At 65.7% G+C, this 17575-nt stretch carries 16 protein-coding genes and 1 tRNA gene; 8 read left to right on the top strand and 9 right to left on the bottom strand.

The annotated features are described in order from the left end of the window. Positions 1 to 317: 317 nt before the first annotated feature. Positions 318 to 848, bottom strand: coding sequence for a cytochrome b (locus ACV22W_RS14520; RefSeq protein WP_448020062.1), 531 nt, complete (start codon positions 846 to 848; stop codon positions 318 to 320). Further along, positions 845 to 1933 (bottom strand): catalase family peroxidase, encoded by a 1089-nt coding sequence (locus ACV22W_RS14525; protein ID WP_448020064.1) that lies wholly within the window; start codon positions 1931 to 1933, stop codon positions 845 to 847. The genes ACV22W_RS14520 and ACV22W_RS14525 overlap by 4 nt, the downstream gene beginning before the upstream one ends. 157 nt (positions 1934 to 2090) lie before the next feature. Here ACV22W_RS14525 and ACV22W_RS14530 point away from each other — a divergent pair, with 157 nt between their 5' ends. Both ACV22W_RS14530 and ACV22W_RS14535 read left to right on the top strand, forming a co-directional pair. Then, positions 2091 to 2609 carry a sigma-70 family RNA polymerase sigma factor gene (locus ACV22W_RS14530; RefSeq protein ID WP_059814649.1) on the top strand — a complete coding sequence of 173 codons (519 nt, stop codon included), beginning with the start codon at positions 2091 to 2093 and terminating at the stop codon, positions 2607 to 2609. Next, positions 2606 to 3367 carry an anti-sigma factor family protein gene (locus ACV22W_RS14535; protein WP_448020067.1) on the top strand — a complete coding sequence of 254 codons (762 nt, stop codon included), beginning with the start codon at positions 2606 to 2608 and terminating at the stop codon, positions 3365 to 3367. Before ACV22W_RS14530 ends, ACV22W_RS14535 begins: the two co-directional genes overlap by 4 nt. 495 nt (positions 3368 to 3862) lie before the next feature. Here ACV22W_RS14535 and ACV22W_RS14540 read toward each other — a convergent pair whose 3' ends face one another. From ACV22W_RS14540 to ACV22W_RS14550, 3 genes are all read right to left on the bottom strand, one after another. Beyond that, the gene (locus ACV22W_RS14540) at positions 3863 to 4024 is read right to left on the bottom strand and encodes a hypothetical protein (RefSeq protein ID WP_448020069.1); all 162 of its coding nucleotides are present in this window, start codon (positions 4022 to 4024) and stop codon (positions 3863 to 3865) included. Positions 4025 to 4159: 135 nt separating this feature from the next. Further along, positions 4160 to 4513 (bottom strand): hypothetical protein, encoded by a 354-nt coding sequence (locus ACV22W_RS14545; RefSeq protein ID WP_448020071.1) that lies wholly within the window; start codon positions 4511 to 4513, stop codon positions 4160 to 4162. Next, a complete protein-coding gene (locus tag ACV22W_RS14550) occupies positions 4504 to 5415 on the bottom strand; it encodes an Imm72 family immunity protein (protein WP_448020072.1) in 912 nt (303 codons plus the stop codon). Before ACV22W_RS14550 ends, ACV22W_RS14545 begins: the two co-directional genes overlap by 10 nt. 697 nt (positions 5416 to 6112) lie before the next feature. On the opposite strand from ACV22W_RS14550, the gene ACV22W_RS14555 reads away from it, so the two are divergent. Further along, positions 6113 to 6189: transfer RNA gene (locus ACV22W_RS14555), tRNA-Val, on the top strand. A gap of 210 nt (positions 6190 to 6399) precedes the next feature. Here the strand turns inward: ACV22W_RS14555 and ACV22W_RS14560 are convergent. After that, positions 6400 to 7281 (bottom strand): sigma-70 family RNA polymerase sigma factor, encoded by an 882-nt coding sequence (locus ACV22W_RS14560; RefSeq protein WP_448020073.1) that lies wholly within the window; start codon positions 7279 to 7281, stop codon positions 6400 to 6402. After that, positions 7281 to 7757: a carboxymuconolactone decarboxylase family protein gene (locus ACV22W_RS14565; RefSeq protein WP_448020075.1), complete on the bottom strand. Its 477-nt coding sequence runs from the start codon at positions 7755 to 7757 to the stop codon at positions 7281 to 7283. Before ACV22W_RS14565 ends, ACV22W_RS14560 begins: the two co-directional genes overlap by 1 nt. A gap of 583 nt (positions 7758 to 8340) precedes the next feature. On the opposite strand from ACV22W_RS14565, the gene egtB reads away from it, so the two are divergent. The 5 genes from egtB to ACV22W_RS14590 all read left to right on the top strand — a co-directional run bounded on the left by egtB (position 8341) and on the right by ACV22W_RS14590 (position 12030). After that, complete coding sequence (gene egtB, locus ACV22W_RS14570) at positions 8341 to 9570, top strand: ergothioneine biosynthesis protein EgtB (protein ID WP_448020077.1); 1230 nt, start codon at positions 8341 to 8343, stop codon at positions 9568 to 9570. Continuing rightward, entirely contained in the window at positions 9554 to 10567 is a 1014-nt protein-coding gene (egtD, locus tag ACV22W_RS14575) for an L-histidine N(alpha)-methyltransferase (protein ID WP_448020078.1), read from the top strand. The genes egtB and egtD overlap by 17 nt, the downstream gene beginning before the upstream one ends. 249 nt (positions 10568 to 10816) lie before the next feature. Further along, entirely contained in the window at positions 10817 to 11119 is a 303-nt protein-coding gene (locus tag ACV22W_RS14580) for a hypothetical protein (RefSeq protein WP_059531368.1), read from the top strand. Positions 11120 to 11176: 57 nt separating this feature from the next. After that, a complete protein-coding gene (locus ACV22W_RS14585; protein WP_059531365.1) occupies positions 11177 to 11431 on the top strand; it encodes a hypothetical protein in 255 nt (84 codons plus the stop codon). Positions 11432 to 11655: 224 nt separating this feature from the next. Further along, on the top strand, positions 11656 to 12030 hold the full coding sequence (locus ACV22W_RS14590; RefSeq protein ID WP_448020080.1) for a hypothetical protein: 375 nt from the start codon (positions 11656 to 11658) through the stop codon (positions 12028 to 12030). Positions 12031 to 12257: 227 nt separating this feature from the next. On the opposite strand, the gene ACV22W_RS14595 is transcribed toward ACV22W_RS14590, so the two are convergent. Further along, positions 12258 to 15293 carry a type III restriction-modification system endonuclease gene (locus ACV22W_RS14595; protein ID WP_448020082.1) on the bottom strand — a complete coding sequence of 1012 codons (3036 nt, stop codon included), beginning with the start codon at positions 15291 to 15293 and terminating at the stop codon, positions 12258 to 12260. Next, a complete protein-coding gene (locus ACV22W_RS14600) occupies positions 15293 to 17311 on the bottom strand; it encodes a site-specific DNA-methyltransferase (RefSeq protein ID WP_448020083.1) in 2019 nt (672 codons plus the stop codon). The genes ACV22W_RS14595 and ACV22W_RS14600 overlap by 1 nt, the downstream gene beginning before the upstream one ends. Between the last annotated feature and the right edge of the window lie 264 nt (positions 17312 to 17575).

Raw genomic sequence — 17575 nt, forward strand, 5'->3', positions numbered from 1 at the left:
CAACCGTTTTTTAAAACTCGTCAACAACTTTTTTAACTACTTCGTTGCGACGACTGCGGTTTAATTTCGTATGCACTGGAGTCGATAAAACCAACTTCAACAGCACCGCTTCCCTTCTTCCCCCGCGCTGCGTTTCCGTTAGCGCGAAAGAGGCGTGATTCTAAGCACCCACCCCGGTCTCCGCAACCCCTTTTGTGAAAATATTTTGGCATGCCGTGCCGCGGAGCTGCTGAGCCTCCTTGGCGGCCATATACAAGCGACACGGCAGGAGTCGCCTCGGTCGCCCGTGAACAGCTTCCGCCGCAACCTTCCGTCGCTCACTTCCCCACCATTGCCCTCACCACCCCATCCCGCCGAATCAGCCCGTGATACAGCGCCGCCGCAAAGTGCGCGAGGAACGTCAAGAAGAACAAATACGCCAGCACGCGATGCGCGACCCTGAGCCAGGCGAACGCCATCGGATCAGCCGACACAATCGCCGGCAGCTGCACACCACCGCCCAGCGTCACTGGATACCCGCCTGCCGACAGCATCGCCCACCCGATCAGCGGCATCGCGAGCATCAGCGCGTACAGCACCAGATGCGACCCATGCGCGGCAACCTTCTGCCACCAAGGCAGATCCTCGGGCAATGCGGGCGGCTTCGACACGAACCGCACCACGATCCGCACGCAAACCAGCACCAGCACGGCAATCCCCAGCGGCTTGTGCAATGCCACCAGGAAATCGTGCCGCCCGGAAACCGACGCCACCATCCCCACCCCGATGAACAGCATCGCGACGATCATCGCGGCCATCACCCAATGCAGCAGCCTCGCCGGCAAGCTAAACGTCGTCGCCTTCATCATCGTCCCTCCGCACTCAGTCGCGCCGCGCCGGCCACGCCGGCTTCTTCACTCGTCCGGCGCAGATACGAATCCGCATACGCCGCGGACCGCGCCGCCAGCAACGGATCCCCCGACACCTGAATCCCCTGCGGCAACACCGTCGGGTCGTAATTCACGTCCCGGCACGGCCCGCTGTCCTGCGCCTCCACGCGATCGAGCACGAGCGTCCCCGCGTCGATCGTCGTACGCTGAGCGGGCCAGGTCTTCGTCGCATCGTCCACCGGGTCGCCGGGCTCCGCCAGCGTGACCAGCAGCTTCCACTTCTGCGCGCCGTCCGCGATGCGCCGCGCCAGGTCCTGCTGCAGCACGTTCGGATCCGCGGCCGTCGCGACGTCGCCGGCGCCCGTCGTCTGCTCCGGCACGACGCGCCACCTCACCGCCTGGCGCTTGCCGGCGGCGTCGACGAAGTAGAACGCGTTCAGCCCGAAATAGCTTTCGGTGACGTAGCTCGCGCTCGGCTTCGCACCCTTCACCCAGGCGCGGAATGCGGCCGTCTCCGGATGCGCGCCGAAGAACGCCTTCACCTTCGCCGGATCGGGCTTGCCCGTCGCCGGATCCGGCCGGGTCGCCAGCAACTGCGCGTAGAACGCCTTCGGCGTCGCCACCGGAAACACCGGCATCGCGTTCATCCCGGTCCGCCATTGCTGGCCGTCCGGCGCGGTGAGCTTCAGCGCGAGGCTGCGGATCGGCACGCTGCTGTCGGGCGCATACGGATTCCCGCCCGGCAGCGCGAAGCGCCCGACCACCGGCGTGCGCACCGCCTTGAAGAACGGCGCGACGGAATACGCGCTCGCGGCGCCGTTGCCTTCGAAGTAACCGGTCACGCACACGCCCTTCGCGTGATTGCGCCGGAAACCCGGATGCTCGCCGCCGGCCGTCTGCAGCGCGTCGACGAGCCGGTGCGGGGTCAGACGCGTCGGCGCGAGCCAGCCGCCGACATACCCGAAGGCCACGGCCACGCCAGCCACCGCGCCGCCGATCACGGCCCAGCGCCACCACCCGCGCCCGGGTTCGCGCAGCGGCGAAGAAGAGGAAGATTGCTTCATGGATGCACTCCCGATCGTCAGATCATTGTCGAACGCGTGTAGGACGCCCCCCGCGCCGCTTTATTCCATCAAGAAATTTTTCGTATGCTGACGGAATAAGCGGCGCCGACCGGCGTCCTACTCGGCATCTCCACGCTTATCGGCTCGCGCCCCGGCCATGCCCTCAAACGCCCCCGACGACGACGCATTGCGCGAACTCATCCCCAGGCTGCGACGCTTCGCGCTCTGGCTGGCGCGTGACGTCCACGCGGCCGACGATCTCGTCCAGTCGACGCTCGAGCGCGCGCTGTCGCGCTGGGCGAGCCGCCGCGACGACGCGTCGCTGCGCAGCTGGCTGTTCACGATCCTTTACCGGCAGTTTCTCGACGGCAAACGCAGTGCGAAGCGCTACGCGTGGCTGCTCGGCCGCATTCGCGACGACGACGAAGCGCACTGGCCGTCCGCCGAACGCGAGGCGACCGCGCGCGCGACGCTCGAAGCGTTCGGCCGGCTCTCCGACGAGCAGCGCAGCCTGCTGCTGCTCGTCGCGGTCGAGGGCTTCACGTATCAGGAAGTCGCCGACCTGCTCGACGTGCCGATCGGCACCGTGATGTCGCGACTCTCCCGCGCGCGCCAGGCACTGCGCCAGCTCAGCGACGGCGAGCTTCCCGCTCCTTCTCTCCGCTTGATGAAATGAACACGCTCCGTCCCGACGAACACGATCTCCAGGCCTATGTCGACGGCCAGCTCGACGACGATGCGCGCGCCGCGGTCGAGCGATATCTCGCGCTGCATCCGGAGAGCGCGGAACAGGTGAAGCAATGTCAGATGGATGCGCAGCGGTTGCGGGCCGCGCTCGAGAGCGTGCGGATGCCTGGCGAAAATCCTGCGCTCGATCCGGCGGCGCTTCGTGCGAAGCGTGCGGAGCGCTCGCGGGTGCGGTTCGCGATGGCGGCTTCGTTCGTGTTCTGTATCGGGCTCGGGACATTTGGCGGGTGGCAGGCGCGCGGGTGGAACGCGGCGCCTCCGATTGCGCCGATGAGCGATGCGGTCGAGGCTTACCGGATGATGGCGGTCGATCAGACCGCGAAGGTGGACTTTCGGCCGACGAGTGCGAAGGATTTGCAGACGTGGCTCACCCGGCGCATGGGGGCGTCGGCGAGGCTGCCGGATTTGAGTGCGGCCGGGTTCCGGCCGGTTGGCGGGCGGTTGTTTACGACGGACAGCGGCGCGACAGCTGCGATGATGCTCTACGAGGACGACGCCGGGCGGACACTGAGTTTCTATCTCCGACCGGCGGAATCGAAACATCGGCTGCTGCCAGCCGGGCAACGTGTGGATGGGTCGTTGCTCGCGCGGTATGGGTCGGTGAACGGGCTCAATTATGCGGTGGTCGGGCCGGTGGATAAGGTCGGGGAACAGGCCGTTGTGCAGGCGCTCGATCAGCAGATTTGAGGGGTTATGCGCGACCCCGTGCGTAGCCGTTATGCACTGCCTGTGGTTCAGCCGAGGTGGTTCGATCAGCCTGATGGCGCTCACGCTCGCCGTTCGAGCCCACAGCGTTTGGATTCGCTTTCGCGGTGGTTATCCACATCGTGAACATCGTCGCGACGCGATCGCGGATGGACGCACCTTCTTCGCTTTCGATGTCACAGGATTTGGCGTCGTTTCAGCGCGGGATATCCACATCGGCCGCAACGGCTTGGCATGCCATCTCTTGTCGAACCCCTCACCTTTGAGGGACACAGCATTTCGAGTGCCTTTGGGCCGGGATATCCACGCCGCCCTCACCGCGCTGGCACACAGGATTTCGATTCGGCTGCTCTCGGGTTGTTCATATGCTCGCGGGCGCTTCAGATCAATGTTGTTCGGTGGATTGCACAGCGTTTCTGATTGTTTTGCTTCTCGGTTGTCCACACCCAACTATCGGGCGCTACGGCGGCACGGACGTCACTTGCTCGAGTAAGCCCCGAGAATCTCGCCGGTTTCCGGGGACACGACGTACTTGATCGACGTCCCGAGCGGGCTTGCATTGCCGAGCCCACGCATGCCGGGAGGCATCTTCGCCACGAAGGTCACGCTGATTACGTGGTCCTCAGGCCCGGGATCCATTCTGGCCGCTCTTTCGTCCGTGATACAGATCCTGCCCGGTCTTTGCAAACTCTTCACAGGCAGCCCTCAGACCGAGCAGCGCCGCGATATCGAGATCGACGGAGCATCGGCCGATGGTCCCTAAATTCAGCTTGGCTATCCGTCCCCCTGAGACATTCCGTTCACCTCCCCTTCTTTCTGCACCGCCATCAAGTCCCTTAAGCAATCAGCACACGTTGCCGTCAGTAGTCCGATGGCTGCTTCCATCGACTCGTCGTCGTTAAAGCGGTAGACACCCCCTCCTTCATGCGTACCGCCCAGCTCGCGCACTTTCGCCTCTTCGGATTCCAGCATGTAGCCGGGATACTCGATTTCGTGCCGCACGAGCAGCAGCGGGACGATCCGACGGCCGCCCTTCCAGTTGCTGCGGTCGTTGATGAGGTTGGATACGGTCCGCGTCACGAGCTCGCCGCCTACGTGTCCGTGGGACGGGCAATTCATCAGCGGCATCGCGTCACCTGTTTCCCCGAAACTGCCGGTGGCTTCGCGCCTGCCTCGAGAAAATACGACGACTCGTCGGGAATGACGCCATCCACGTAACGCCTGTCTTCCCACAGCAAGCGCCATCGCGTGCGCACGGCCAGCTCCATTGCATCTCTGACCTTCGGCGCTCGCGTTCCTCTGCCCAGGTAGTTGAAGCACCCCCTGTTCGGGAACACGCGGCAACCGCCCACCGGCACGATGCCAAGCCACTTCGATCGCTCGACGGTAACGGGTTCCCAGATGCCGTCGCAAGGCACTTTATCGCCGGACTTGATCATCACGCCGACTGGTTCCGGAATCTCCTGCAAGTCCTCCGGAAACACCGGATATGGCAGCGTGTAGAAGCTGTGTTCGTATGCATGCGGTGAAAGCAGCAGCCCAACCGAGCACAGTTGTGCGAGGTCGGTATATCCCGGCTCGAACGGCGCATACTCCATCTGGTATTCCGATGCGTGCAGCAGTCGAACAAGCGCATCGACCTTCGGCGGGTACGGGGCAACCTGCGCACCCCGATCCCAGTAATCCGGATGAGGGAAGAAATACGCATTCAGATGGTTGTACCGAGCAACCGCATATTGCAGCGGCTCACCGCGCCGCCAGACGAACCGGTGCCCTCGGGCCAGCTCGGACAACCCTCGATCGTAGGCCGCAAGGATCTTGAAGATCATTGGCAGATTATTTGCCGGCATGGGCTCCGGATCATCCGCGGACTGGTTCTTCACCGCATTCTCATATTCATTCGCGAAGATCGCAAACGCATCGCGCTTGCGCTTCCAGAGCGAAAAGCTGGTCAGGCGTTGAAGCAGCCAGACGATCCGGCGCCGCGTCGTGTCATCCGTCATGTCGTGCGACTGTGGCGTGTTTGTCATAACGGATCCTCGTGCAACTGCGGCCACATCGGTCATCAGCACCCGTGACGCGGCCAGCGATATCCGTCACCAGCTCTGGTCGACGGGCGCCTTCATCGATCGTCGGAATCGAACCTCATGTTGAATCGTCGGCCCTTGAACCGATAACGATCCTGAATCCCGGCGATTCTACAGATGCGAGCGTTCGAACTGGTCACCGGCTTCGACGTCGCTTGATCCATCCACCGCACGCAGTGCATATCCTGCCCGGATCACAGTCGACGGACTGTGCTTATCCAAAGGTGTTAACAGAGTTCGTATACATACGTAGTGATAGTTAACAAGCTCGGTGCCTCACAGTGGATAACCTCCGTAACGCTCTGAATTTCCAAGACGAATCGGAACGCATAACCACCGGCGATACACACGCAAAACTCTGTGCAGCACAGAACAACTTTTCGTCGATTCACAGCCACGCCGACATATCCTCAATCGTTCCACTGTGAATCCAGAGGCTTGCCGGACGGTTATCCAGAGGGCAATGTGGATAACGTCACAGCGCATCGACACGTTTCCCTGTGATGCGAAGCAGTGAAGCCAACGTGCCTGGCATCGCGAGACGCCATCGATCGTCGACACCCGCACACGCCCGATTCAAAAAATTTTCACGAAGGGACTTGCGCACCACCAAAACCCTCTCTATAATTCGCGGCTTCTTAGGCTCGTAGCTCAGTTGGTTAGAGCACCACCTTGACATGGTGGGGGTCGTTGGTTCGAATCCAATCGAGCCTACCAACGAACAAAATGAAGGGGTCTGGCAGTGCGCATTGCCTACGGGCAATCCGGCTCGCCAACATACAAACGCCACGCGGCAACATCGCGTGGCGTTTTTCTTTTTGCGGCCGAAATAGCGCATGCACGAGCGTGATGCTCCGTGTGCGATACATGCGCGACTGGCGGCCAGCAATCGACAAGGCAGGGCGCAAAGCCCCCGCTCGTCAAGCATCAATGCAGATGCTTCAACTTGTCAGGATTCCGCACGACATAGATCGCGACGATCTTCCCGTCTTCGACCTCGAGCGCCGTGGTTTGCAGCTCGCCGTCGGCCTCCAGCGTGACGAACCCCGGCAACCCGTTGACGAACCCGGCCCGCACGAGCGTCGACGCATGCGTGGCGAACAGCCCGGCCAGGTATTCGTGCACCTTCATCACACGCTCGAAGCCGAACACCGGCTTGCCCGCGGCCGAGCGCTTGCCGCCGCCGTCCGAATGCAGGCTCACGTCCTCGGCGAGCATCGCGCCGAGCGCGCGCATGTCGCCGCTGCGTGACGCCGCGAAGAACGCCTCGGCCAGCTCGATCCCGCGCTGCTTCTCGACATGAAACCGCGGCCGCGCCTCGCGTACATGCGTGCGCGCCCGCGCCGCAAGCTGCCGGCATGCGGCCGGGTCACGCTGGATCGTCGTCGCGATCTCGTCGAACTCGAGGCCGAACACGTCGTGCAGAAGAAACGCCGCGCGTTCGAGCGGCGAGAGCCGTTCGAGCGCGAGCATCAGCGGCAGCGTGACGTCCTCCTGTTCGTCCTCCTCGACGACCGGCTCCGGCAGCCACGGGCCGACATACGTCTCGCGCTGATGCCGCGCGGACTTCAGCTGATCGAGACACATGCGCATCACCATGCGGCGCAGGAACGCCTCGGGCACGCGCACCTCCGTGCGATCGACGTCCATCCAGCGGATGAACGCCTCCTGCACGATGTCCTCGGCGTCCGCGACGGAACCGAGCATCCGGTACGCGACGCGGATCAGCGTGCGACGCAGCGGATCGAAGCTCGCCGCAGCGTCGTCCCGGTCTTCGGCGCTGCCCGCGGCCGGATCGAGGTCCGTCATCAGGCCACCATTTTCGCGGCAGCGGCTTTCGCTTCAGCCGGATCGATCCACAGCCCGAAGCCGACGGCCAGCCGGTTCCAGCCGTTGATCACGTTGATCATCACCGAGAGTTTCACCTGTTCCTCCTGGCTGAAATGGTCGTTCAGCGCCGCATACGCGGCTTCGTGCGCGCCATGACCCTCCGACAGCCGCGTGAGCGCGTCGGTCCAGCCGAGCGCCGCGCGTTCGCGGTCGGTATAGCAGGGCGCTTCGCGCCACGCGGCCAGCAGGTTGATGCGCTGCTCGGTCTCGCCTTGCTCGCGCGCCTCGACGGTGTGCATGTTAAGGCAGTTCGCACACGCGTTGATCTGCGACGCGCGGATCTTGACCAGCTCGATCAGCGTCGGCTCGAGGCTTCCGGCAGCGGCGACCGATACGGCCATCCAGTTCTTCATCAGCGCAGGGGCGGCGGCAAACGGATTGAGTTTCGCAGTCATGGTTCCTTCTCCTTTCGTGTTGGTTCCGGTGATATGACGAACGAGACGCCCGCGCGTGTGACATCGACGCGAAAAATTTTTCAAAAGCCGGGAAGCGCACGGAGGGCAGGGCAGCCGAACATCGCACCGACGGCCGCGATGCCACTCTGCGGATCGGGGCCGATATCGACTGCGTGACGCCGTTCCTCCGGCGCACCCGGGTCGTCGACCTTTCATGCGTGCCGCGCGGCTGTCATGAGGTGACGGTAATGCCGACGCGCAGGCATGCCCATTGCGGCCATCCCCCGAGCCCCGCTAGTACGGGCTTCGATCGTTCGTCACGCTGCCGCCGCTCGAAGTGCGAATGCTTTCATTTGTCTTTCGCATTTGTTTCGCCCGAAATCCGATTCGCGACGGTCACATTTCTGGCCCATACTGTTGTGCACGGGCAGATGAAGTGACGCCGCATCAGCGGCCCGGCGCGCGCGCCGGCTGCCCGACGACGCAGCAATGAAGGTCGCACGTCAGCCGCGCGCATCCGAGCGCAAGGCTTTCCTTTTTCCGGCAACGCAACGCAGCGAATCGCGACGTGGACGGTAAACCGATGAGCCTCCTTGCATCCCAGCTTCAGCGCCGTTATCAGGACGTGCGCGCCCATAGCGTCGCGTTGACGGCGACGCTGTCCGCCGAGGACCAGGCCGTGCAGTCGATGCCCGACGCGAGTCCGGTGAAATGGCATCTCGCGCATACGACCTGGTTCTTCGAAACCGTCGTACTGATGCGACGCGTGCGCGGTTACGCGCCGTTCGACGACGCGTTCCAGTTTCTCTTCAATTCCTATTACGAAGCGCTCGGCCCGCGCCATCCTCGGCCGCAGCGCGGGCTGCTCACGCGTCCGTCGCTCGACGAGGTGCATGCGTACCGTCAGTACGTCGACGACGCAATGCTGCGCGCGCTCGACGGCGCCGATCCGACGATGCTCGCCACGATCGCGCCCGAGATCGAACTCGGCCTGCATCACGAACAGCAGCATCAGGAGCTGATCGTCACGGACATGCTGCATGCGTTCTCCTGCAACCCGCTGAAGCCGGCGTTCCGGCCGCGCGATGGCACCGACGGGCATGCGGCCCTGGCCGCAGGCGATGCCGGCCCGTTGCGCTGGCTGCATCAGCCGGGCGGCCTCGTCGAGATCGGCCACGACGGCGACGCGTTCTCGTTCGACAACGAACGGCCGCGCCATACGGCGCTCGTGCGTCCGAGCGAGATCGCGAACCGTCTCGTGACGAATGCGGAATTCGCGGCCTTCATCGCGGACGGCGGCTACGCACGCCCTGAATACTGGCTGTCGGACGGCTGGGCGACGGTGCAGCGGGAAGGGTGGCGAGGGCCCGCTTACTGGATTTCCGACGACGACGGTGAGCCGGAAACCGTAAACGCATGGCGCGCGTTCGGCCTGCACGGCGTGGAGCCGCTCGCGCCCGATGCGCCCGTGTGTCACGTGAGCTTCTACGAAGCGGCCGCGTATGCGGAGTGGGCCGGTGCACGCCTGCCGACCGAATTCGAATGGGAAGCCGCATTCGGCGCGGACGGTATTCAGCAGATGCTCGGGCACGTGTGGCAATGGACGCGTTCGTCCTACGAGCCGTATCCGGGCTTTCGGCCGCTCGCGGGAGTCGCCGCCGAATACAACGGCAAGTTCATGGTGGGCCAGCAGGTCCTGCGCGGCAGCAGCATCGCGACGCCGCCGGGGCACGAACGGCCGACGTACCGCAATTTCTTTCCGCCGGCCGCGCGCTGGCAATTCACGGGAGTGCGACTTGCGCGAGACGTCTGATCTGACGGCCACGAGCGGTGGCCTGCAACCCGCCCGCGATTCGCGGCCGAGCGCGTTCGAGCGCGATCTGATCGACGGACTGTCGCGCACGCCGCGCAGCATTTCGCCGAAATACTTCTACGATGCGGCCGGCTCGGCGTTGTTCGACCGCATCTGCGAGTTGCCCGAGTACTACCCGACACGCACGGAACTCGGCATCCTGCGCGATCGCGCGGCCGAGATCGTGCGGCGCGTCGGCCCGCATGCGGACATCGTCGAATTCGGCGCGGGCTCGCTCGAGAAGATCCGCGTGCTGCTCGACGCGTGTGCGGACAACTACGCGAACGCGCCGGCGCGCTACGTGCCGATCGACATCTCGGCCGACTACCTGCACGGCGCCGCCGCCCGGCTGCGTGCCGCGTATCCGTGGCTCGACGTCGCGCCGATCGCGGCCGACTACACGAAGGCCGAGCAACTGGCCGAACTGACGGAGACGCCGCGGCGGCGCATCGGCTTCTTCCCCGGCTCGACGATCGGCAACTTCTCGCCGGAGGAAGCCGATGCGTTCCTGCGCGCCGCCGCGCGGCTGTTGCGCGGCGGCGGCCTGCTGGTCGGCGTGGATCTCGTGAAGGACGAGCGTACGCTGCATCGCGCGTACAACGACGCGCAGGGCGTGACCGCGCGGTTCAACCTGAACCTGCTCGCCCGTGCGAACGCGGAACTGGGCGCGGACTTCGATCTCGACGCGTTCTCGCATTACGCGTTTTACGACCGGGAACGGCAGCGCATCGAGATGCATCTCGTCAGCGATATCGCGCAAGCGGTGCACGTGCGTGGCCACGCGTTCCGCTTCGAGGCGGGCGAGCACATCCACACGGAGAACTCGCACAAGTTCACGATCGACGGCTTCCATGCGGTCGCGCGCCGGGCGGGCTTCGAGCCCGACACCGTGTGGACCGACGCGGACAATCTGTTCAGCGTGCACTGGCTGCGCAGCGTCGACGATATCCGCGCGTAACGTCGTTCGATCGGCGCGCACGGCGTGCGTCGCCGGCGCGCTTTTCGGCAAAAATTCCCGCCTTTGCCGATTCGATGCGCCGTCGCAACGGTGTGTCGAACCGTCCGCCATCCCTGTCCTGCAAGGCTTTGCGCCTCTCCGTAAACGTCCGTTACCGGTCTCGCAGACCGGTTTCACCTGTGTCGGCCCCCGGTGCCTAGACTCCGAACCGTAGTCACATGACGCACGACACGTGCAGGGAGTCGCGAAATGAGCAAGAAACTTATCCTCGGTGCAGTTCTCGGTGTAGCGGCGCTGGCAGCTTCGGGTGTCGCATCGGCCCACGTCGACCTGTCGGTCGGGATCGGTGTGCCGGGCGTTTATGAAGCGCCGGCGCCGGTCTACGTGGCGCCGCCTCCGCCGGTGATGTACGCGCCGGTGGGCTATCGCGACGACGACTGGCGCGCGCGCCAATGGCGTGAACACGAGTGGCGTCGCCGTGAATGGCGCGAGCACGAGTGGCGCGAGCGCGCCTGGCGTGACGGCGACGGCTGGCGCGGCCGCTGGAACTGAACCGGGCGGACCGGCTCACGAGAATACTGATCACGACGACAAGAGGAGAGTGATCGCATGATGCCCATTCGACACATCAGGTCGTGTGCGGCCGCCGCCGTCGTTGCGCTCGCAACGATCGGCAGCGCGCACGCGGCGGGCTGCATGAAGGGCGCGGTGGTGGGCGGCGTCGCCGGCCACTACGCGGGACATCACGCCGTGGTCGGCGCGGTCGGCGGCTGCATCGTCGGCCACCACATGGCGAAGAAGCACGAGCAGGAGGTGGCGGCGCAGCGCAAGGCCGCCGCGCAGGGCGTGCAGCCGGCGCAGTAAGCGCGCTCACCGGCGGAAACGGCGAGACGGTGCCGTTCCCGCCTTTCATCTTCCTTCGTCCGACGACGGCCGGCCGCGCAGTCCGCGCACGCGTCCGGCATGTCGCACATTGATCTGATGAATGCGCATCTCGCGCACCGTTACGATCATTTACAACGTCGAGTCGCGCGGAAACCGCGTGTTCCTAGAATGCAATCATTCGAACACGCTCCAGGGAGCAAACAATGAAAACGCAACGATATCTGTCCGTGCTGGCCGCAGCGCTCCTCGCACTCGGCGCCGTTTCCGCGAATGCGGCAGCCGGCGGCAATGGTGGTGGTGGCGGCAACGGCGGCGGTCATGGCGCTGGCGGCATGGGTGGCAACGCGGGCGGCATGTCCGCCGGCCACATGAGCGGCGAAGCGCTGAGCAACTCGAACGGCGTGCACGCGGGCGACCGCGACAAGGGCCTCGCGCGCGCAGCCGACCGCTCCGACACGATCGCCGATCGTGCGGGCACGCAGCCGGGTCACGGTCACGCGCATACGCACGGCCATACCGCGCATGCGTCGACGTCCACGCATCACGCACATCGCAACGCATTCGGCCGCACGCTGTAATTGCGGGCGCACGCATGTGGAGAAAGGGCGCCTCGGCGCCCTTTTTCGTGGCGGGGAGAAAACGGAGGGGCTGCGCACCGCGATCGCATCGACCCCGATTTGCAACCAGCCGTAACCACATACGCGAACCCGCGATAATACGAATCGCTTTCATCCGGATGACAGGTAGATTCACCGCAGCCGGATCGATGAAATGAAAAAAGGGCGGCTCGTCGCCGCCCTTCGTTTCAGCGTCCCGCGCCCGCCAGCGGAGCGACGGCTGCAACAGGCTCGAACAACGCATCGGCCTGCCTGACACGCACGAATCGCGCGGCCTCTCCGCCGTCCACCAGCGCACGGAAATGCGCCTCGCCGCACGCGAGCTTCGCGCGTTCGTGCTCGCTCGTCACGTCGCCGTCGGCATTCGGCGTATCGACGACGAAATACAGCCGCTCGCCGCCGTCCTGCTCCGCGAGCACCGCCCAGTCCGGGTGATAGCTGCCGAGCGGCGTCGGCACGCGGAACCACGCGGGCAGCTTCGCGTACAGCTTCACGCCGTCGTGCGCTTCGAGCGCATCGGCGAACGCACGCTCCGCGTCGGTCTCGCACACGACAGCCTCGTGGATCGACTTCCGCGCATCGGGCCGCAGATTGCGCAGATAGCCGGTCAGCGCCTCGTTTTCGAACGACTCGAGCGCATGCACGTGGCGTTCGCCGAGCTTGCGGTACGCGATGCCCGCAACCAGCGCGAGCCGCTTGCAGCGGTTGATCGCCTCGGCGGCCAGCGCGATGAACTGCTGCGGATTCACGCGGAAATCGTCGAGCCGGCCGCTGTCGGCCAGGATCGTCGCGAGCGAGCGGCGCGTGAGTTGCGTGCGGTCCTGCAGTTCGGTGAGCAGGTCGGGGAGCGGCAACTCGCCTTCGTCGATCAGCACCGTGCCGGCGCCCGCCACCTCGATCGCCTCGATGCCGGCCTTGCCGATGTCGATCTCGGCCTTGCGCCATTGCAGCCGTGCGCGCGCGATGTCCGGCGCGTCGCGCAGCGCGGCCGTGCAATCGCGCACGAGCTTCGCGTTGTCGAACTCGACGCTGTACACGGTGCGATGGCGGATGCGGTCCCACAACGCGCGGAAGTCGTCGCCGAACACGACGGCCTTGCCCGAAGCATCGCGCCGCAACGCGATCGCGCGACGCTCGTCCGCATTGCGCACCGCGAAGCGGCCCGACAGCTTGCGCAGCGTCGCGACGATCGGCGCGCGCAGCGTCTCGAACGCGTCGGGCAGCACGAGCGCGCTCTGGCGCAGCGCATCCTTGAGCCGGTCGAGCACCTTGCCCTGCGCGTCGACGTAGCCCTGCTCATGCAGATGCGTCCACAGCACGCGCGACAGCTCGATGCCGAGCGCGTGCGCGGGCCCGTCGCCTTCCTGCACCGGCAGCGCCGCGAACTGGTGTTCCTCGACGATCCCGAAGCGAATGCCCGTATCGGCCTCGATTTCCTTCTGCAGGTTCTCCGCGAACGACTCGTAGCGCTCGGTCGCGATCACGGTGAGCGTGTTCACGCCCGGGTCGCGCACGCGTTCGCCGTCCTGGTCGACCGCGAGGCGCAGCCCGCGGCCGAGCGTCTGGCGACGCTCGCGTTCTGTCTGGATGTCGCGCAGCGTGCAGATCTGGAACACGTTCGGGTTGTCCCAGCCTTCCTTCAGCGCCGAATGCGAGAAGATGAACTTCAGCGGCGTGTCGAACGACAGCAGCGCTTCCTTCTCGCGCATGATGAGGCCGTACGCGCGCTCCGCGTTCTCGCGCGCCGCGGCGCTGCTTTCGCTCGTGTCGGTCCAGCCGCCCTTGCGGTCGATCGAGAAGTAGCCGTTATGTGCGCGCTCGACTTCGAGCGCGACGTCGACGCCGTCGAACAGCGCACGGTAGGCCGGCACGCGCGCCGCGCGCGCATATTCCTCTTCGAAGATCAGCGCGTAGTCGCCCTTCACGGGCATCCCGTTTTCGTCGTAGCGGCGATAGCGCTCGACCGAATCGACGAAGAACAGCGACAGCACCTTCACGCCGCGCTCGGCCAGACGCAACTCCTTGTCGAGATGCTCGCGGATCGTGCGGCGGATCATCTCGCGCTGAACGGCGAGCGTGTCGATGTCGCCGAACGCCTCGCCGAGCGACAGGAACGCCTCGCCTTCCGGATGGCGCAGCTCGACGTATTCGGCACCCTTCACCGCATGCACCTCGCCGATTCGCAGCCCCGCGTACAGCGCGCGCCTGGTCAGGCGTTCGAGGTCGTCGCCGTCGGTCGCCGACACGATCTGGCGCTTCACGCCGGCCGCGGTCGCGACGTCGAGCTCGATGCGCGCGCTGATCGCGCCACGCCGGTTCGACACGCCGACGAGCCGCACGTACGGCTTGTTGTGCGCATCCTCGACGATCGCCGACGCGATCTCGATCTGCTTGACGAGCTTGCGCTCGTACGCGTCGACCGCGTCGAGCCGGTACACCATGTGGTGGCGGTCGACGTGCGTCGCCGAATAGCGCAGCGTGCAGAGCGGCGCCATCGCGGCGAGCGCTTCGCGCCCGCGCCCCTCGAGCCCGCCGTCGACGCTTTGCGGCTCGTCGACGATCACGATCGGCCGCGTCGCACGGATCAGGTCGATCGGCTTTTCGCCGCCGGTCTTCTCGCTGTCCTTGTAGAGGTTGTTGATCTCTTTCTTGTTGATCGCGGCGACCGTCATCACCATGATCTGGATCGCCGCGCTCGCCGCGAAGTGGCGCACCTGGCCGAGCTTCGCGGAGTCGTACAGGAAGTAGTCGTACGGCACGCCCGCGTACAGCGCGCGGAAATGGTCCTCGGTGATCGAGAGCGTCTTGTGCACGCCTTCCTTGATCGCGATCGACGGCACGACGATCACGAACTTCGTGAAGCCGTAGCGGCGGTTCAGCTCGAAGATCGTGCGCAGGTACACGTAGGTCTTGCCGGTGCCGGTCTCCATCTCGACGGTGAAGTCGCGCGAGCCGGGCAAGCCGGACGGCGGCAGCCCGCCGCGCAACTGCACGTCGGCGAGATTGCGCGCGAGCGCGTCGTCGGTCAGCGACAGCCGGTTGCCGACGCCTTGCTCCGACACCGCGAAGCCGAGCGAGCCTTGCGCGGCGGCCGTCGTGCCGGGCGCGGCGTTCGCGAGCACGCTGAAGTCGCCGCGATACGATTCCTGGCCGCGAAACAGGTCGCAGACGGCGTCGATCGCCTCGCGCTGGTAGTCGAGGTCCGCTTCGAAATGCAGCCGCATCACAGGCTCCGCACGCGCTTCACGCCGTGCTGTTCGAGCAGCGCGGCGAGATTGAGCTTCGCGACGTCGTCGACGAAGCCGCTGTCGCGGAACAGGCACGTGACGTCGCGCGTCGCGCCGGTCGCGTCGAGCAGCTCGACGATGCCGTCGGCGAGCGGGCCCGCGTCGTCGCGCGAAATGCGCGCATCGAAGCACGCGACGATCGAGTGGCCGATCAGGTGCACGGTCTTGCCCGCGACCGGGTGATGCCCGACCGGCGTGCACAGGTCGAGGCCGAGCTTCAGCGTCAGTTCGGCGAGCAGGTCGTCCTCGCTGCGGCCGGTCTTCACGTGCTCGACGGACGCGAAGAGCGCGTGGTCGAAATCGTCGCGGCGCGGGTCCCATTCGATCACGTTGGTCGTGTCGAGCCGGTACACGCGGAAACCGAGATCGCCATAGCTTTCCGGATAGTCGCGCGCGACCTGCTGCGCGGTGCGGCGCAGGCGTTCCTTCGTGATTTCCGCGAGCGTGAGCGGCTTCTTCAGCTTCGCGCAGAAATCGGCGGCCGCCAGCTGCGTCTTGTCGCGGCGGTCGAGCGCCTCGGGCAGCTGCACGAGGATGTAGCGGCGCGCGCCGCCGTCGGTCGCGTTCACCTGCATCACCGCGTGGCCGGTCGAGCCGGAGCCGGCGAAGCAGTCGAGCACGATGTCGTCGCCGCGCGTGCACCAGCCGATCACGGCCGCCGCGAAATCGACCGGCTTCGGCTGGTCGAACGGGATGCCGAGCGTCTTCAGCAGCGCGTCGTCGGAGCCGGCGAACGGCAGCACCGACGGCACGTTCTCGTACATGTTCTCGTCGAGGTAGTAGATCCGCTGCGGCTGCGTGGTTTCATCCGGGCCGAATTCGATCTGGCCGCGCTCGATCAGCGCCTGCATCGTCGCGGGCGGGTTGCGCCAGCCGCGCGCCGGCATCGCGCACGGCTTGCCGGTGACCGGGTGGATCAGCGGCGTGAAATATTCTTCCGGCGCCTTCTTCTTGTTCGGCCACGCCATCGACACGAGGCGGTACACGCGCCCGTCGGCCGACAGCCGGTCGTACATCACCTCGCCGCCCGACAGGTTGGTCTGCGCCTTCATCCATGCGCGGTAGGCCTTTTGCGCGTCCTTCGCGTTGCCGCTGCGGTACACCGCGTCGTGCGCGGCATCCAGCATGCGCTGCGCGTTGCGCTTCGGGCGCTTCAGCGGCGCCTGCTCGAGCAGCGTCTCGGCGTTGCGCGCGAACAGCACGAGCGATTCGTGCTGATACGCGACGCCGCGCGCATCGCCTTTCGGGTTGCGCTTGTCCCACACGGCGACGCCGAGCTCGTTCTCCTCGCCGAAGATCTCGCGCAGCATCAGCACGAGCGCGTGCACTTCATGCTCGTCGATGTGCACGGCGATCAGCCCTTCGTCGGACAGCAGCGCGTGCGCGAGCTTCAGGCGCGGATACATCATGTTCAGCCAGTCGGTGTGGAACCGGCCGTTCGCCTCGGTGTTGGTGCTGCGCTTCACGCCGCCTTCGGTCTGGCCCGTCATCGCCAGGTAGTGGCGGATGCTGTCGCTGAAGTCGTCCGGATAGACGAAATCGCTGCCGGTGTTGTACGGCGGGTCGATGTAGACGAGCTTCACCTTGCCCGCGTAGCTCTTGTGCAGCAGCTTCATCACGTCGAGGTTGTCGCCCTCGATCACGAGATGGCGCGTGTCGTCCCACGCGACGCTGTCGCCGGGGCACGGACGCAGCGTGCCCGTCGACGGCGTGAGCGCGGCCTGGCGCGCGCTGCGCTTGCCGTGCCAGTGGAAGCCGTAGCGCTCGTCGGCGTCGCCGACGGTGCGCTCGCCGACCAGCGCCTTCAGCACGTCGACGTCGACCGACGCGCCGTCCGGGCCTTCGGTCACGAGTTCGGGGAACAGCGCCTTCAGGCGCGCGACGTTGTCGGCGGTGAAATCCGTCGACATCGCCTGCGGGCTCGCCGCATCGAGTTTCTGCATCGTTTTTTCCATCGGAGCCCGGCCGCGTGCGCCAGGACGTCGGGCGCACTCACGGCACCGGCGGCAATGGCCACCCGGGCAAACCCGAAACGCTAGCGAGTCGGTCGGCGCAGGTCAAGCACCGATGTGAGGCGATCGTGCGTGCATCGGCCGCGATCGCCCGTCCGACGGGCCGCGAGCGGCTTCGGGCCAGTCGTCGCGGCGCCGGCCGATGCCCGTGTCAGCGGGGTCGCGCACGGGCCGAAAACGACGAAAAAAAGGGCACGGTCGGCGCAA

The sequence above is a fragment of the Burkholderia sp. AW49-1 genome, from assembly GCF_053427845.1.

Excerpts from the sequence above, each read along its gene's own strand:
- ACV22W_RS14545 (WP_448020071.1), bottom strand. The coding sequence starts at position 4,513 with ATGCCGCTGATGAATTGCCCGTCCCACGGACACGTAGGCGGCGAGCTC.
- ACV22W_RS14580 (WP_059531368.1), top strand. The coding sequence starts at position 10,817 with ATGAGCAAGAAACTTATCCTCGGTGCAGTTCTCGGTGTAGCGGCGCTG.
- ACV22W_RS14590 (WP_448020080.1), top strand. The coding sequence starts at position 11,656 with ATGAAAACGCAACGATATCTGTCCGTGCTGGCCGCAGCGCTCCTCGCA.
- ACV22W_RS14585 (WP_059531365.1), top strand. The coding sequence starts at position 11,177 with ATGATGCCCATTCGACACATCAGGTCGTGTGCGGCCGCCGCCGTCGTT.
- egtB (WP_448020077.1), top strand. The coding sequence starts at position 8,341 with ATGAGCCTCCTTGCATCCCAGCTTCAGCGCCGTTATCAGGACGTGCGC.
- ACV22W_RS14540 (WP_448020069.1), bottom strand. The coding sequence starts at position 4,024 with ATGGATCCCGGGCCTGAGGACCACGTAATCAGCGTGACCTTCGTGGCG.
- ACV22W_RS14600 (WP_448020083.1), bottom strand. The coding sequence starts at position 17,311 with ATGGAAAAAACGATGCAGAAACTCGATGCGGCGAGCCCGCAGGCGATG.
- ACV22W_RS14535 (WP_448020067.1), top strand. The coding sequence starts at position 2,606 with ATGAACACGCTCCGTCCCGACGAACACGATCTCCAGGCCTATGTCGAC.
- ACV22W_RS14520 (WP_448020062.1), bottom strand. The coding sequence starts at position 848 with ATGATGAAGGCGACGACGTTTAGCTTGCCGGCGAGGCTGCTGCATTGG.
- ACV22W_RS14560 (WP_448020073.1), bottom strand. The coding sequence starts at position 7,281 with ATGACGGACCTCGATCCGGCCGCGGGCAGCGCCGAAGACCGGGACGAC.
- ACV22W_RS14595 (WP_448020082.1), bottom strand. The coding sequence starts at position 15,293 with ATGCGGCTGCATTTCGAAGCGGACCTCGACTACCAGCGCGAGGCGATC.
- ACV22W_RS14565 (WP_448020075.1), bottom strand. The coding sequence starts at position 7,757 with ATGACTGCGAAACTCAATCCGTTTGCCGCCGCCCCTGCGCTGATGAAG.
- ACV22W_RS14550 (WP_448020072.1), bottom strand. The coding sequence starts at position 5,415 with ATGACAAACACGCCACAGTCGCACGACATGACGGATGACACGACGCGG.
- ACV22W_RS14530 (WP_059814649.1), top strand. The coding sequence starts at position 2,091 with ATGCCCTCAAACGCCCCCGACGACGACGCATTGCGCGAACTCATCCCC.
- ACV22W_RS14525 (WP_448020064.1), bottom strand. The coding sequence starts at position 1,933 with ATGAAGCAATCTTCCTCTTCTTCGCCGCTGCGCGAACCCGGGCGCGGG.